Source organism: Serpentinicella alkaliphila (assembly GCF_018141405.1).
GTDB classification, from domain to species: Bacteria; Bacillota; Clostridia; order Peptostreptococcales; family Natronincolaceae; genus Serpentinicella; species Serpentinicella alkaliphila.
The window spans coordinates 2,615,612-2,628,522 of record NZ_CP058648.1; the positions used below are offsets into that span (position 1 = coordinate 2,615,612).

A 12,911-nucleotide genomic window follows, 5' to 3' on the forward strand; every position below is an offset into this window, starting at 1 on the left:
ATATTTTACTTTACCAATAAGTCTTGAACTTTCCATTGCTTTCAAGCTATTATTAAGTATATTTATTTACTTCTTTGTATCGATAGCAATCAATTATATGATCATTTACCATTCCAGTTGCCTGCATAAACGCATAACAAATTGTAGAACCAGTAAATTTAAATCCTCTTTTTGATAAGTCTTTACTCATGGCATCTGATTCAAGGGTTTTTGTAGGAACGCCAGATATGTTTCTCCAACTATTTATTATTGGCTTTCCTCCAACAAAACTCCAAATATAAGTATCAAAACTTCCAAACTCCTTTTGTATCTTAATGATTTCTTTGGCATTACTTATAGTAGATTGGATTTTTAATCGATTCCTTACAATCCCTTGGTTTTGCATCAACTCGTCAATCTTCATTTTGTCATAATTAGCTACCTTCTCAATATCAAAATCTTCAAACGCGATTCTATAATTCTCTCGTTTCTTTAGTATAGTAAACCAACTTAATCCAGCTTGAGCTCCTTCTAATGTTAAAAGCTCAAACAACTTTCTATTATCGTGTTCTGGAACGCCCCACTCTTCGTCATGATATCTTATATACATTAAGTCATCAGTAACCCATTGGCACCTTGAAGTCATTAAAATCACCTCTTATTTTATTTAAGTTTGATTATAAGGCAGTATTATAGCTAATGTTCCCTATTAGAAAAGGTTCTGAACTAGATCCTGGAGAGATCGCTCCTTATTTTTCCGATACCAACATTTCTCCTAATAATTCAGTTTTTACACAAAGAATGTAGTTTATAAATACTAGTTCGTATATTTAGCTGATGTATCCAATAGAACATGAGACTGAACTCATTCCCTTACTTTCCTCATATTTATTAATTGGATAAATCTTTCCTGAGTAGGCAATCCGTTAAGTTTATCTTTTTGGGGAAAGTTCTTATCAAATTCTAGTGAGGCTGCTCGATCAATCACGAACAATGAGTCCTCAAAAAAACGGCCTCCGCAATCTGATAGTGCTCCTTGATACAGTTCAAGTGCTTGGAGTGGAACTGCATATATATTATCAGGAGTTCTAATATCATATTTTTCAGCCTCAACAAAACCAAATTTGCTATAGTAATTTGGGTCCCCATATATTAAGATTGCCCTGTATCCAAGCTCTTTCGCTAGTTCTTTTGTATATTCAATTAACATTCGCCCTATACCTTTGCCCTGAAACTGTGGAACAACAGAAAGTGGTCCAAAAGTAATGACATCGTAGCATTCGTCTTTATCATCAATTATTTTAGATTTTGTATATACTATGTTTCCAACTATTTTTCCGTCAATTTCAGCAACAAAATCCAATTCCCTTATAAAAGAATCGGCATTTCTCATTATATGCAATAAGTAATGCTCATCGCATCCAGGAACATGATGATTCCAAAAAGCTTCCCTTGTTAATTCTTCAACCACCCTATAATCAAGGGGGATTTCATTTCGTATTATAATGTTGTGCATTTTATTACCGCCTCCAAATAAAATTATTATTAAACACCTAAACATGAGAACCATTATGACCTACATGAAAATGGCATTCTTTAAATATTAAAAACTATATCATCATTTAATGACCTCATTGATTGCAACAATATTTCTTGTTTTAATTCAATAAGCTTTTTCTCGCTTGACAGCGAATTTTGAAAAAATTATAATAAAATAATGTTTCTTAAGGTTACGCAGTTATCTGCGTACACTGAGGTGAAAACTCGGGAGAATATCTTCTGACTTTATTTTTTATATAATACTACCTAATCTAAGGAGGTTGGTCACTATTACTAAAAAACACTTTTGTACTTGCAAGGATACTAGTTGTAAATTAAACCCCGATAACCATGACTATGGCTGTGATCCATGCATTAAAAAATGTCTTAAAGATGGGGAAATTCCATCGTGCTTTTTTAAAGCTGTATCCGAAGATATTAGTAAGGTCAGTAATTTTACTTATGAGGGCTTTGCAAATTTCTTGCTTAAGCATAAGCAACAGAAATAATTACAACTTTCCTACTTGTATACCAATTACCTACTGGAGCCTAAACATCTATATTTTTTATTCATATGTAAATATTACAATTAAAGGAAAATGTGTCGTTTTTATTGATTAATGATTTCTGATACATTACATCTGAAGTAACAAATATTATCCCTTCCTTCATGCCTATAGCAAACTCCTGCATGTCTTTATCTATAAGAAGGATATGATTAATCTCCAATGTGGGGAATGTAACATTCTGATGATACAATATTCTTTGATCTTTATGTTTTTTGTTCCAAGTAATATTTGCTTTCATCCCTTCGAGGCCTGTTTGTTCGTAATATTCTATAAAAAATTGCCCTTATAATACTGTTCATTAGCAAATAAGTAATTACTTCTTACACCATTGATAATCACTGTAGTTTCTTGGATTACAGTTCCATTTTATATATTTTTGCAGTAATTGTTTAATCAATCCTGCTTTTAAAAGATATTTTGGAAATAATCCAAAAACCTATAATGGATATGATCAATACTAATATGATTAGTCTTAAATTAATCTTCAAATATTTCTCCCTAAAAAAACTTGTATTGAGTAACATTTGACAAAACCAATTAAACAAACCAATTAGTTTCGTTACAATACCTATTATAAATTATACAATTTTTAACATATTTTCACAACACTGAGAGCTATTTAAAAGTTTAATTAATCTGACATCTAACAATTTGAGGCTTAGCGACTTCGGTTTTTTCTTATACATATCTACCCGAATAAAGCTAAGCCTCTGTTATTTGATATTCTTCTAATTATAAACTCTCTAAACTCTTTCGTTTATTTTAACAATTGGCACCTGAAGCTCAGTCAACCAATCCTCTTCATTCTCTTTGTTCCAAATACCATCGATGTAATTTTCCCGAGGGCTGTTAACAACTAAATAGCCGTTTTCATCAATCCATTTGAATACGTAAGCATAAGCTTCAGATAATCCAGCATAGCTACCCTTATGCATAACAGATACAGCGGTAACAGCTTCTATTCGCTTAAATATAATATCTTCAAAATCTTCCATCATTTTGTCCACTGCTTCACAGAATTCTACATGGATGTCTTTTTCTTTGTACTCATTATCAAGATAGACAATGAAACAGTATTCGGGAACAACACATTTAAGATCTGGATATCTCTCTGATACAGTCTTTCCGATTGCAGGAATAAGCTCGAAATAAGCATCGTAGTTCGGTACTTTCATCGTTTTTGAATAAACAATACATTCTGGTAATTCTTTGATGGTTGCTTGATAATTCATAATATTTTTCTCTCCTTGCTTTGATAGAATAAATTCAATTCGGGAAAGTTGTTCTGTACCACGTGAGATCTCAGCAGTAAGCTCTCTTTTGCGTTTTTCTAATATGTCCCTTGGATTATTGCCTGCCATAATGAGTTTTATTTCATCAATAGATAAACTAATTTGTCTCAATGCTTGAATATAATGGAGCTTCACTAATTGGTCTGTAGAATAAAAACGGTAGCCCGTAAAATCATCTACATATTCTGGCTTTAATAAATCTACTTCATCATAATATCGTAATGCTTTGATAGTAGTTTTACTCATCTTTGAAAAATCACCTATGCGGTACATTATCTCTCCCCCTTCCTTGTAAACTAATTCTATATTCTCCTGTAACTGGAGAGTCAAGAAGTTTTTTGATTGTTACAGTTTTTATAAAAAAAACGTAATCCTTTCATAATAAATTTTCTACTATATAATTACTACAAAAATATAAGTGAAAGTTACTTCTTTGATATTACCTATCCTTATTATACTTAATGACGATGTTTGAAACCTAAGCAGTTTAGACTGTTTTCAGTCATTTTACTTATAAACACCTCTATAATTTTCAGGTAATAATTCTGCTATTTTTTTCATGAAATACTTTGTGGCAAAATCTTCATATTCCTTTTTATCTTGCTCTATAGCAATTTGCGGAATTTCAAATTGCTTGCCAATGTTGATATGAACATCTGCATAATTAAAGGTTTCCGAACTCATATCTCCTTCTTTATTAATTGGTAACAATTCTTCTGTCCCGTATAATCCAATAGGTACAATAGGAGCACCTGTCATTTTTGAGATAAGAAAGATTCCTTTCTTTGCTTCAATCAAGCTACCAACTCTACTCCTAGTTCCTTCTGGGAAAATCAGTAAACTTTCCCCTTGCTTTACTAGCTTAATAATTTTCTTAATCCCCTCTTTATCAGCAGTATTAGGTTTTATATTTATAGTCTTTATTACATTTACCCCTATACTTGTAAAAGCGTTATCAGATAGTTTTACACCTGCGATAAAAGTTGGATTAATCTCTTTTAGAGCCTTGTCTAAAACTAATCCATCAGAATTACTTAGATGATTACATATAAAAATAGTTGGTATTTTTATTGCTTTTAAGTTTTCACTTCCCTCGATAATTATATTGGCATATTTTTTTAGGTATTTATCAACTACTTTTCTTGATATATATTTAACAAGTCCATCCGGTAAAATATTAATAAGTTTTGCGGTTGTAATGGATATCATTTGATTACTCCTCCTGAATGTTCTATACTTGAAATTATGTATTAAAACACACAAAATGTCTACAATAATTATTTCTACTAATTTAGTTTACTTCGATTACTAACGTTTTAAAATATGATGCCCAGATTTGTAGTTTAATACAAGCCTTAATCAGCTCTCAACAAAGGTAATATTGATCGTAAAAGAAAATGACACTGAAATAAATAGGCAAAAGTTATAATAAAAAAGCATTCACGAGCTTGTGACTGGTGCCACTTGTCCTAGATCATAATTTGCAAAAATTTAATGCAATGTTTCAGATGGGTCAGTTTACTTTACAATATCCGAGACTCTTACTATAAAAAGTGCCTCCGGATAATACTTGTATGTCTTATATACTTATATGGATTAGCTAACTTTTGTCATACTCCATAACGCTAACCAATTAGGGCTTGGACTAAGTGGGTTTAAACAAAGTTGTTATGATGAATACACGACCTTTCATCAGTATTTATATAATTTTAAAAAATTTTTACGGAAAATATAAGATAGCCCATAACATTAATTCGCAAAACAAGTCATTCAATTCTCTGGCCTTTCTTTTCCCATTCAACAAATTATAGCATGATCAAATAAATCTTTCCTTAATCTAATTACTTTCGGATTTTTAACCCAGTCAAAATCTTTTTCACTCTTGCGAATTGAAATTAACGAACCGATATAGACTACTGTTCATCTACTTTGTCAATGGACTTTATGCAAGTCAGTTAAAAACGCGATACCTTTTTCATACTCTTTACTTAAAGTATATTCCTCTGGTACTATGTCGATTAAATAGTATATTCAATTCTTTCTTCAATACTAATAACTTTTCCGTCTTGGACTTCAATGAAATAAGGTATTGTTTGTTCAAAAAGCGGAATATCATTTAAATTATACTCACCTAAATGTTTAAGAAAATCATCTTTCTTTGTTGTAATATATACCCTATCATCTTCTGATTCTTCTATAAAATTTAGGTATACATCAGTAAATGTATAAACTACTTTATCTGCTAATTCATAAGTTGTTTTTTCTTGATTTACATTTATAATCGCATATCCATTTGGTACATCACTTTCATCTAAATCGAGCTCTTCCATTCTTTCTTTGTCTTCCCTTTTTACAACCTCAACCTGGTCAAAATGCAAATTATTACCTTCTATAACTATATATCCTATTAATACTTCTATTTCATTTTCAGGATCTTCTACTTTAGTTTTAACACATCCTGTCATTGAAAATAATAATACAATAATTAATAAAACAATTGATTTTTTCATAAAAAGTATCATCCCTTTCGCTGTGCTCAAGGCACAAAAATTAATAATGAAAGAACTATACTACCCGATCTAATTAATAGTGATATAATGTACATGGCTAAACAGATACACTACAGCACGGGTAGGTGAGTGGTGCAATTATCTACTGCCCGCATAAAAAGATGTGCCGTTTGCTTTTTCAAGAACAAATAAGTGTGTCGTCGTCGCACTTAAACTAATCTTTGTATAAAACAATTCCCGTTTATTATATAGCAAACAGTCAATGTCTGCTTTATCCACTATATTATTTGAGGAGACGTGTCAAGGGTATTAGAGGTAAAAAAACTGACAAAAAAATTCTATTTGGGGATTTGGTGATCTGTGATCTGAACAAGCATGGGCTAGTTCCTAGTAGTTTTTTTATTCCACCTTTATTAATCCGTCATAGTAAGAAAGCTTTAAGAGTCCTCATGCACAATCCGCGGCAGGACGCCGCGTCTTTTTTTGCATATGGTTCAACCAGACCCGCTGCCACTACACCACAGGCGTAGCTTCGCTCCCAGTGCAAAGAATGTGGTGCTCTGAGTTTTCCCTCAAATGTGTTCCCAGCACCTTAGAGCAAACACATATTTTTTATCCTTTCGACACAATCTTATTTTGCATTTCATAAACACCTTTTGTATAATACAATATAACCATACAATATAACTTGAAATATAATTCAAGGAGGTGTTATGATGTCAAAGTCATCTAAAAATCATACACTTTCTCTTCCAATTGATCTGTTAGATAAATTAAAGGATTTCTCAAAGGAAGGATACATTACATCTGTTAACGCTGCTGTAAAAGAAGCTATAGAATCTTATGTTATTAAACTTTAAAAATAAAACTCATATATAACTATTAAAGAAGCTTCAAGAGATCCTTTGTTCATTAAAGACCTTGATGATACAATAAGCGACTTTACTTATTCTGATTTTGAAGCTGCGAGGGAGAGTGATGAATAATGATATATCAATGGATTATTTTTTGGGCAGATCTAAATCCTATTAAAGGTTCTGAGGGAATCAGACATAAGACCAGTATTAGTAATTTTTGAAGAAGCTGTAAACCAAGTACTTCCAATTGTTACAATAGTGTGTTTAACTTCTTTTAAACCAAAAAGAAGAATCTACCCTATTGAATTTTTGCTTTAATCATAAATTTCCAACATCCCAGAGGCTTCCATAGTTATGGCCCACCAATTAAGATCTATCTCAAAAGAGCGTCTTGGTTCTAAATGTGGTAGCATTAGTGATCAAGACAATCAGGATAAAATAAAAGAAATAATTAAACTGCATCTTGATCTTAATTAGGTGCTCATAGCATCAAAATAATACTCTGAAATGTCGATTGCGTATAACTCTGCCATTCCCCACGCCTTCGAACTAGATCCTAAAGGAATACAGTCTTGGCTGTGATGCCCACCCATTGGGAATGTGTGGTGCTGACCCTGATCCGTGATGGTGCCTACAGAGACTTTCTCCCTAAAGATGCTTCTTGTACCCTTGTGGGAATGGCTTGTTAGATGACTTGTACTACTAGATTTTTTCTCATAAAGTTCCTTCGTATTTAGTCACAAAAATTTACCCTACATTTGTATTAGTACTTTGTTTATTTTCAATTATTTATAAATTGTATTCTGATCATGAGTTAATAACCACTTGCCCTCTTTTCTACAAAAAATTAAATTTAAATAGTAATTCATTTTAATTATGTTTCCTTCAATGTCACAGTCGTAGTAATCAATATCTACCAGTGCATATGCTATCTCCAAACCCTCGTTGATATTTAGTATTTTATAGTTTAAATTCCAATCATTATCTATAAACCAATTTTTATGTAATTCTATAAAGTCTTCTTTATCTCTTATAATAGTTCCGTTTGGCATAATCAGAACAACATTATTCAAATTAACTGTTGAAAGGAAGTTATCTAAATCTTTACTTCTCATAGAATCTAAGTGCAACATTAAAGTACTCTTAAAATCCATATTTTTACCTCACTTTGCTTATTTTTTCATTTCCACGTTTAAAATTTCCTGTAACTCACGTCACAATATTTCATTAATTATTTTTTCTCTCAAGTTTTCATAGAACTTTTCATTCAGTTTAATCTTTGTCTTGGTTTTTGCAGATAATATTATAGCGCCATTCGGACAATGATGTACACATTTAAAGCAAAATTCACATTTTCTACCTTCATATTGAGGAAATTCTCCGTATGTATCCCAACAATTTCGGATACAAATATCAGCACACTTTTTGCAATGCACACAATTTTCTTTTAAGATTTTCAATTTGTGCCTATAAGCCTTACCACAGACTTTATTAGGGTAGTTTAATATTTCATACAATTTAAACGAAGGACATTGAGCTATACAAGTATCAGTATTAATTATCTGCTCTATTTTTTTTATATCTGACTTTATTTTATAGGCTATATTTTTTTCATAGTTAAACATAAAATATATTGGTGGCAGAAGTAACACTCCATCGGTAGCAGGTGCTCTATACACTGAAAATCCGTTTATACTTATATTTTTTGGTGAACATTCTTTTATAAATTCCCTTAATGCATTTCCTGAAAATAAACCACATGTAGTAAACACAAAAGCTTTCTTAGGCTTATCAAACACTGGTATATTTTTTATAAATTCCTTCATAGAAGTTGAAGGACTACAGTGATATGTAGGAAAAGCAAATATAATAAAATTATAATCATGTAGTTTATTATACTCATACTCAAAGCTAATAGTACTTATATCAATAGAATATAAATGTAACATTTTGTAATATATTTCTGCTATTGTTTTTGTACTACCAGCTCCAGAATGATATAAAATTAAAATTTTGTGCTTATATTCCAAGGCAATTCTCTCCTTTGGACTTGTCTGGACAAATCTCTTAATAAATATAGTGGTGTCCCAAAATGCTTATACTAAATTCATAATATTAAGCTAATGTCCAACACCTGTGACATTTTAATCGTTATCTCACGTAATTACTTAAATGCAAAACCATTGTTATAAGAAGTGGGCGTCCCGTTATTCAGAGGCGATAGGACATCGCCCCCCTTTAAATCAAATTCATACTGCACAATAAAAGATTACACGAATATATTTTGATTATCTCTTCTTAATTCAAACTTATTAATCTTTGTATCTTCCTCAAAGTTTACAGAAACCTTATCTGGATCCGTGGTAATTTGAGATATTATTTTGTGTATGAATTTAATAAATATAATCCTCTAAATAGAGAACCTACTATAATACCAAAAGCAATTATACCACCAAAATATGCCCATAAAAAGTAAAAAATAACCTAATACAGTAGATAAAACAATTAATATTATATTCAAGTAATTCCCCCCCTAATATAGTGATGGCATAGTCATTAGTTAACTACTAGTTAATTCTTTACTTTTATTTAGTAACAGAAGAAGATATTAAACTTTACTAAAACATATATTTAGCATATCTGAAGATTCCAGTTGACAATCAAAGGTTTAAATGTTTGATGCACCAGTATCTATATTTACCCTCGAGAAAACACATTGTTAGATGATGGACAAAAAGAGCCATCACCTAGTAATAACTCCCCCTCACGTTTCTTCTATTAAGTTTTGAATTAAAATATGTATTCTACGTAGTTCTTTTCGAACCACATTCCATACAATATCTAAGTCAACTCCAAATAATCATGTATCAATACATCTCTTAGTCCTGCCATCTCTTTCCAAGGGATATCATACTCTTTTAGTCTCAATTCTTTTGAAATTCTTTTTGTTGCTTCCCCTATAATTTCTAAATTTCTAATTACAGCATCTTGGATCAGCTTTGACCTAAAAAATTCAGATTCTCCTTGTTCTATATATTATTCAATACTTCGGATAGAATCAATGATATGAATTAAATATATTTTATCATCTTTCATATCTCCACCGCCTCAGTCATTACTTGCTTTTTAATCAGAGGATGTAATGATTTCTTTGTAACTACATCTACTTCTTTATCTTATAACGATTCTAAATCATGTTTTAATCTAATTAAATCAAACAAAGTTCTCCCGTCTTCAAACTCAACTAAAAAATCAATATCACTTTTATCATTATTTTGTTTCCTAACAACTGAACCAAATAGGCTTATTTTAACTACACCATTTAATTCTGCAACTTTTAGTATCTCACTTCGCTTTTCATTTAATAAGTCGATTGATTTCATTAGATTCACCTCTTCTTTATTATACAGTTTTTTACATATCCTCACAACACTTATTACTATAACAAAGTTTGATAGTCTGTCATCGTCACGGTAGACGCGCCAGTTACCCGACGCATCCCGCACAGATCCCGGTGTGCGGAACTACCGCACCGGGCTCTTCATGTAAATGTCATAATAGAAATGTAGGAAAGTGGCAAAACGAAAATGTAGGAAAACAGACAAAAAATTGATATACTTTTTCAGACTAATCATCTGGGGGAGATATCATGAGAAAAGACGTATTAAAAGAAATTGAAAGGCTAAAAGTTATGGACATTAAAATAAATTTTGCTGAACTAGGTAGAAAGATGAATTGTGATCCTAGAACTGCTAAGAAATATTATCTAGGTGAAACAATAAAGGATAGAAAAAAAGTAATTAAAGGATCTATTTTAACTGAGTATAAATCAGTCATAGAAGATAAATTAGATAATTGTTCTGCAACAGCAACTGGTATATATGAATTCATTAAAAGCGACCTTAAGTATTTAAGAAACCATAAATTCATTTTTATTTTAACATGACTTATTTACTAGGTTTTGTTATAATATACTTATTAAGATATGAAAGGCTGATTTTATGGAAAATATTGAAGAGTTACTGCAACAAATATTAAATAATCAAAATGACTTGAAGCAAGATTTATCAGACATAAAATCAAAACTTAATTCAGTAGTTGAACAGACCTCAGACTTAACTGAATTTAAAACTCATACAAATCAGAATTTCAATGATATTAAGGATACTCTTAAATTCCTACTTCATAAAGAAATAGAAACTGAAAGAGAAATATTTAAATTAAAACAAATAAAAGAAATTAAGTGATATCAATTTGAGCTGAATACAGCTCATTTTTTACTTCATATTGTTTAAAACTATTCCCACCTTTGAATGAGGCTACTGAAAAAGTAACTTTTTAAATTTTTATAGTGTTTTTTGGTAGTCAAATATGTATATAATGATGAAAAAAGAGCCTTAGAAGCGATTCTAAGAGCTCTGTTTTTTTGCATTCATTTTATAAATTTTATTTAGGCACTTTTTCAGTGGCCTCCCTTTGAATAGGTCTTTTCTTCTGTTTGCAACAATGTATACAATACTACATTTCAGGCTGTCGGCTAACGGTCCGTGTTTGCGACGTCCCTGAACCGGACCCACTTGACCATGCCCCTAGGCGGAGCTTCGCTCCCGGTGAAGGGATGTGGTGCTCTGACCGTTCCATAAAAGCGTGTTTCCAGCACCTATCGCAAATACATTGTTAGCCGAATATAATCTAAATCAAAATGCCCTATTAACAATTTGCTATTTGAAATTATAACATATATGGATATTATTTATATATAAACAGAGGTGCTTAAATTGTATGAAGTAGAGTACTATGGTGAAAATAATAAATATCCTGTCATAGAATTTATTTCTTCTAAATCACCTAATGAACAAGCAAAATATTAAGAGAAATAGATTTATTTGTTTTTAACTAAGGTTGCACATGCTCTTGGAAAAGAGCTTCATATTAACTTTCATTAGATAACAGTGGTTACCCCCACTGTTTTTCTATGGATTATTTCGGCTAACTACTAGTATTCCCGATGTCCTCCGGTTACTTTAACCTCACTTACTCTTAATCCTGCCGAATATACTAAGCATAGTATAGCCTTATGCTTATGATTATCCACTACATTAGTATCTTCCCTACTTCTTCTTGACTTAGGATGTTGGGGAGTTTCTTCTCCTTTTTAACCCTAGATATAGATATATTAATATCATATCTATTGAGCATGAATTTAATAGCACTTATGGCTGTATTAACATAGGATGCAGACAACCCCCTATCTTCTAATAGATATAGTAGATACTCATGTACATCTTCACTAGTAATCACCCTAATATCTTCTTTGCAATAGTCCATAAACTGTTTAATATGGGATACATAAGTATCAACAGTATTAGCACTGTATCCCTTTAGCTTTAATGCCTTTTCTAGTTGTAGGCAAATTGTTTGGTTCTTCATCTAATCATCCTCCTTTGTATTTTAAGCATTAAAATAAGCCCTACACCTAAGGCATAGAGCTTATCATATATATAACTATTAAATTAGGTACCTGGGCCATTAAACTACAACACCACCTCATATAGTTTTAGGTGGTACTGAGGGGAAATCTGTACAGTTTTATCACAAACAACCGCCCCTACATTTAATTGATATTCCAACATCCAATACACTATTATCCCTATAGTAGTCACAATATTATTAAATCAATAGGTATATTAATGGTACTATTGCAGTAACTGTACCAGCTACAGATAACAGATACAGTATCCTCTGTCTTACGTCAATTGATACTGTATCTATATTTGTAGTAATAATATGTATATAATATACTATTGTATATATAGAAGAAACACGTCAAAAACATACGTCTACACTTTATCCCTTAGCTACTTTTATAAGTTTATTAATAACAACCATATTAATATCCTGTCCTAAACTTGCAAGTAACAACCTTTTGCTTTGTGGTATCTTCTCTATACTCTTTTGTATTTTCTCTCTAACATTAACAACAATTATTCCTAGTACTTCACTATCAGCACCTTCTATGTCATCACTATCTATACTACATAGGTACTGGTTAACTTCTTTTATTGACTTTCCATTCTTTCTTTTACTATGGACTAGGTATAGTTGGTATTTGTTCTTGGTTTTCTTATGCCCTATATACATTTCATTAACTCCCAACATTACTTG

The 12,911-nt window shown here is 31.2% G+C and carries 17 protein-coding genes; 5 read left to right on the top strand and 12 right to left on the bottom strand.

The annotated features are described in order from the left end of the window. Window positions 1-52: 52 nt before the first annotated feature. Together HZR23_RS13345 and HZR23_RS13350 are read right to left on the bottom strand one after the other, a co-directional pair. Window positions 53-625, bottom strand: a complete 573-nt coding sequence (locus HZR23_RS13345; protein ID WP_132848226.1) for a DNA-3-methyladenine glycosylase I — start codon at window positions 623-625, stop codon at window positions 53-55. A 219-nt stretch (window positions 626-844) separates the two neighbouring features. Next, a complete protein-coding gene (locus HZR23_RS13350) occupies window positions 845-1,495 on the bottom strand; it encodes a GNAT family N-acetyltransferase (RefSeq protein WP_132848225.1) in 651 nt (216 codons plus the stop codon). 304 nt (window positions 1,496-1,799) lie between these two features. Here HZR23_RS13350 and HZR23_RS18115 point away from each other — a divergent pair, with 304 nt between their 5' ends. Then, window positions 1,800-2,027, top strand: a complete 228-nt coding sequence (locus HZR23_RS18115) for a DUF6485 family protein (protein ID WP_243098202.1) — start codon at window positions 1,800-1,802, stop codon at window positions 2,025-2,027. A 61-nt stretch (window positions 2,028-2,088) separates the two neighbouring features. Here HZR23_RS18115 and HZR23_RS13355 read toward each other — a convergent pair whose 3' ends face one another. The 4 genes from HZR23_RS13355 to HZR23_RS13370 all read right to left on the bottom strand — a co-directional run bounded on the left by HZR23_RS13355 (window position 2,089) and on the right by HZR23_RS13370 (window position 5,889). Beyond that, on the bottom strand, window positions 2,089-2,325 hold the full coding sequence (locus tag HZR23_RS13355; protein WP_132848224.1) for a hypothetical protein: 237 nt from the start codon (window positions 2,323-2,325) through the stop codon (window positions 2,089-2,091). A gap of 505 nt (window positions 2,326-2,830) precedes the next feature. Beyond that, window positions 2,831-3,652 (bottom strand): MerR family transcriptional regulator, encoded by an 822-nt coding sequence (locus HZR23_RS13360; RefSeq protein ID WP_132848223.1) that lies wholly within the window; start codon window positions 3,650-3,652, stop codon window positions 2,831-2,833. A gap of 234 nt (window positions 3,653-3,886) precedes the next feature. After that, window positions 3,887-4,588 carry a lysophospholipid acyltransferase family protein gene (locus tag HZR23_RS13365; RefSeq protein WP_132848222.1) on the bottom strand — a complete coding sequence of 234 codons (702 nt, stop codon included), beginning with the start codon at window positions 4,586-4,588 and terminating at the stop codon, window positions 3,887-3,889. An 809-nt stretch (window positions 4,589-5,397) separates the two neighbouring features. Continuing rightward, window positions 5,398-5,889 carry a hypothetical protein gene (locus tag HZR23_RS13370; protein ID WP_132848221.1) on the bottom strand — a complete coding sequence of 164 codons (492 nt, stop codon included), beginning with the start codon at window positions 5,887-5,889 and terminating at the stop codon, window positions 5,398-5,400. 713 nt (window positions 5,890-6,602) lie between these two features. Here HZR23_RS13370 and HZR23_RS13375 point away from each other — a divergent pair. Both HZR23_RS13375 and HZR23_RS17855 read left to right on the top strand, forming a co-directional pair. Further along, window positions 6,603-6,749 (top strand): ribbon-helix-helix domain-containing protein, encoded by a 147-nt coding sequence (locus HZR23_RS13375; RefSeq protein WP_207667861.1) that lies wholly within the window; start codon window positions 6,603-6,605, stop codon window positions 6,747-6,749. 351 nt (window positions 6,750-7,100) lie between these two features. Continuing rightward, window positions 7,101-7,223 (top strand): hypothetical protein, encoded by a 123-nt coding sequence (locus tag HZR23_RS17855; RefSeq protein WP_132848219.1) that lies wholly within the window; start codon window positions 7,101-7,103, stop codon window positions 7,221-7,223. A gap of 308 nt (window positions 7,224-7,531) precedes the next feature. Here the strand turns inward: HZR23_RS17855 and HZR23_RS13390 are convergent, their stop codons facing one another. The 4 genes from HZR23_RS13390 to HZR23_RS13405 form a co-directional block, all read right to left on the bottom strand. Beyond that, a complete protein-coding gene (locus tag HZR23_RS13390) occupies window positions 7,532-7,900 on the bottom strand; it encodes a YybH family protein (RefSeq protein ID WP_132848218.1) in 369 nt (122 codons plus the stop codon). A gap of 60 nt (window positions 7,901-7,960) precedes the next feature. Continuing rightward, window positions 7,961-8,776: an EFR1 family ferrodoxin gene (locus HZR23_RS13395; protein WP_132848217.1), complete on the bottom strand. Its 816-nt coding sequence runs from the start codon at window positions 8,774-8,776 to the stop codon at window positions 7,961-7,963. Between the two features lie 811 nt (window positions 8,777-9,587). Then, a complete protein-coding gene (locus HZR23_RS18120; protein WP_408641312.1) occupies window positions 9,588-9,779 on the bottom strand; it encodes a HepT-like ribonuclease domain-containing protein in 192 nt (63 codons plus the stop codon). A gap of 143 nt (window positions 9,780-9,922) precedes the next feature. Next, window positions 9,923-10,129, bottom strand: a complete 207-nt coding sequence (locus tag HZR23_RS13405; RefSeq protein ID WP_132848216.1) for a nucleotidyltransferase family protein — start codon at window positions 10,127-10,129, stop codon at window positions 9,923-9,925. Window positions 10,130-10,395: 266 nt separating this feature from the next. Between HZR23_RS13405 and HZR23_RS13410 the strand changes: the two genes are divergently transcribed. Both HZR23_RS13410 and HZR23_RS13415 read left to right on the top strand, forming a co-directional pair. Then, window positions 10,396-10,692: a hypothetical protein gene (locus HZR23_RS13410; RefSeq protein WP_132848215.1), complete on the top strand. Its 297-nt coding sequence runs from the start codon at window positions 10,396-10,398 to the stop codon at window positions 10,690-10,692. A 55-nt stretch (window positions 10,693-10,747) separates the two neighbouring features. Next, window positions 10,748-10,993, top strand: a complete 246-nt coding sequence (locus tag HZR23_RS13415) for a hypothetical protein (RefSeq protein ID WP_132848214.1) — start codon at window positions 10,748-10,750, stop codon at window positions 10,991-10,993. Window positions 10,994-11,840: 847 nt separating this feature from the next. On the opposite strand, the gene HZR23_RS13420 is transcribed toward HZR23_RS13415, so the two are convergent. Next, window positions 11,841-12,176, bottom strand: coding sequence for a tyrosine-type recombinase/integrase (locus HZR23_RS13420; protein WP_207667860.1), 336 nt, complete (start codon window positions 12,174-12,176; stop codon window positions 11,841-11,843). Window positions 12,177-12,593: 417 nt separating this feature from the next. Next, the gene (locus HZR23_RS13425) at window positions 12,594-12,905 is read right to left on the bottom strand and encodes a hypothetical protein (protein WP_213050272.1); all 312 of its coding nucleotides are present in this window, start codon (window positions 12,903-12,905) and stop codon (window positions 12,594-12,596) included. Window positions 12,906-12,911: the final 6 nt, after the last annotated feature.

Excerpts from the sequence above, each read along its gene's own strand:
- HZR23_RS13345 (WP_132848226.1), bottom strand. The coding sequence starts at position 625 with ATGACTTCAAGGTGCCAATGGGTTACTGATGACTTAATGTATATAAGA.
- HZR23_RS13350 (WP_132848225.1), bottom strand. The coding sequence starts at position 1,495 with ATGCACAACATTATAATACGAAATGAAATCCCCCTTGATTATAGGGTG.
- HZR23_RS13355 (WP_132848224.1), bottom strand. The coding sequence starts at position 2,325 with ATGAAAGCAAATATTACTTGGAACAAAAAACATAAAGATCAAAGAATA.
- HZR23_RS13360 (WP_132848223.1), bottom strand. The coding sequence starts at position 3,652 with ATGTACCGCATAGGTGATTTTTCAAAGATGAGTAAAACTACTATCAAA.
- HZR23_RS13365 (WP_132848222.1), bottom strand. The coding sequence starts at position 4,588 with ATGATATCCATTACAACCGCAAAACTTATTAATATTTTACCGGATGGA.
- HZR23_RS13370 (WP_132848221.1), bottom strand. The coding sequence starts at position 5,889 with ATGAAAAAATCAATTGTTTTATTAATTATTGTATTATTATTTTCAATG.
- HZR23_RS13375 (WP_207667861.1), top strand. The coding sequence starts at position 6,603 with ATGATGTCAAAGTCATCTAAAAATCATACACTTTCTCTTCCAATTGAT.
- HZR23_RS17855 (WP_132848219.1), top strand. The coding sequence starts at position 7,101 with ATGGCCCACCAATTAAGATCTATCTCAAAAGAGCGTCTTGGTTCTAAA.
- HZR23_RS13390 (WP_132848218.1), bottom strand. The coding sequence starts at position 7,900 with ATGGATTTTAAGAGTACTTTAATGTTGCACTTAGATTCTATGAGAAGT.
- HZR23_RS13405 (WP_132848216.1), bottom strand. The coding sequence starts at position 10,129 with ATGAAATCAATCGACTTATTAAATGAAAAGCGAAGTGAGATACTAAAA.
- HZR23_RS13410 (WP_132848215.1), top strand. The coding sequence starts at position 10,396 with ATGAGAAAAGACGTATTAAAAGAAATTGAAAGGCTAAAAGTTATGGAC.
- HZR23_RS13415 (WP_132848214.1), top strand. The coding sequence starts at position 10,748 with ATGGAAAATATTGAAGAGTTACTGCAACAAATATTAAATAATCAAAAT.
- HZR23_RS13420 (WP_207667860.1), bottom strand. The coding sequence starts at position 12,176 with ATGAAGAACCAAACAATTTGCCTACAACTAGAAAAGGCATTAAAGCTA.
- HZR23_RS13425 (WP_213050272.1), bottom strand. The coding sequence starts at position 12,905 with ATGTTGGGAGTTAATGAAATGTATATAGGGCATAAGAAAACCAAGAAC.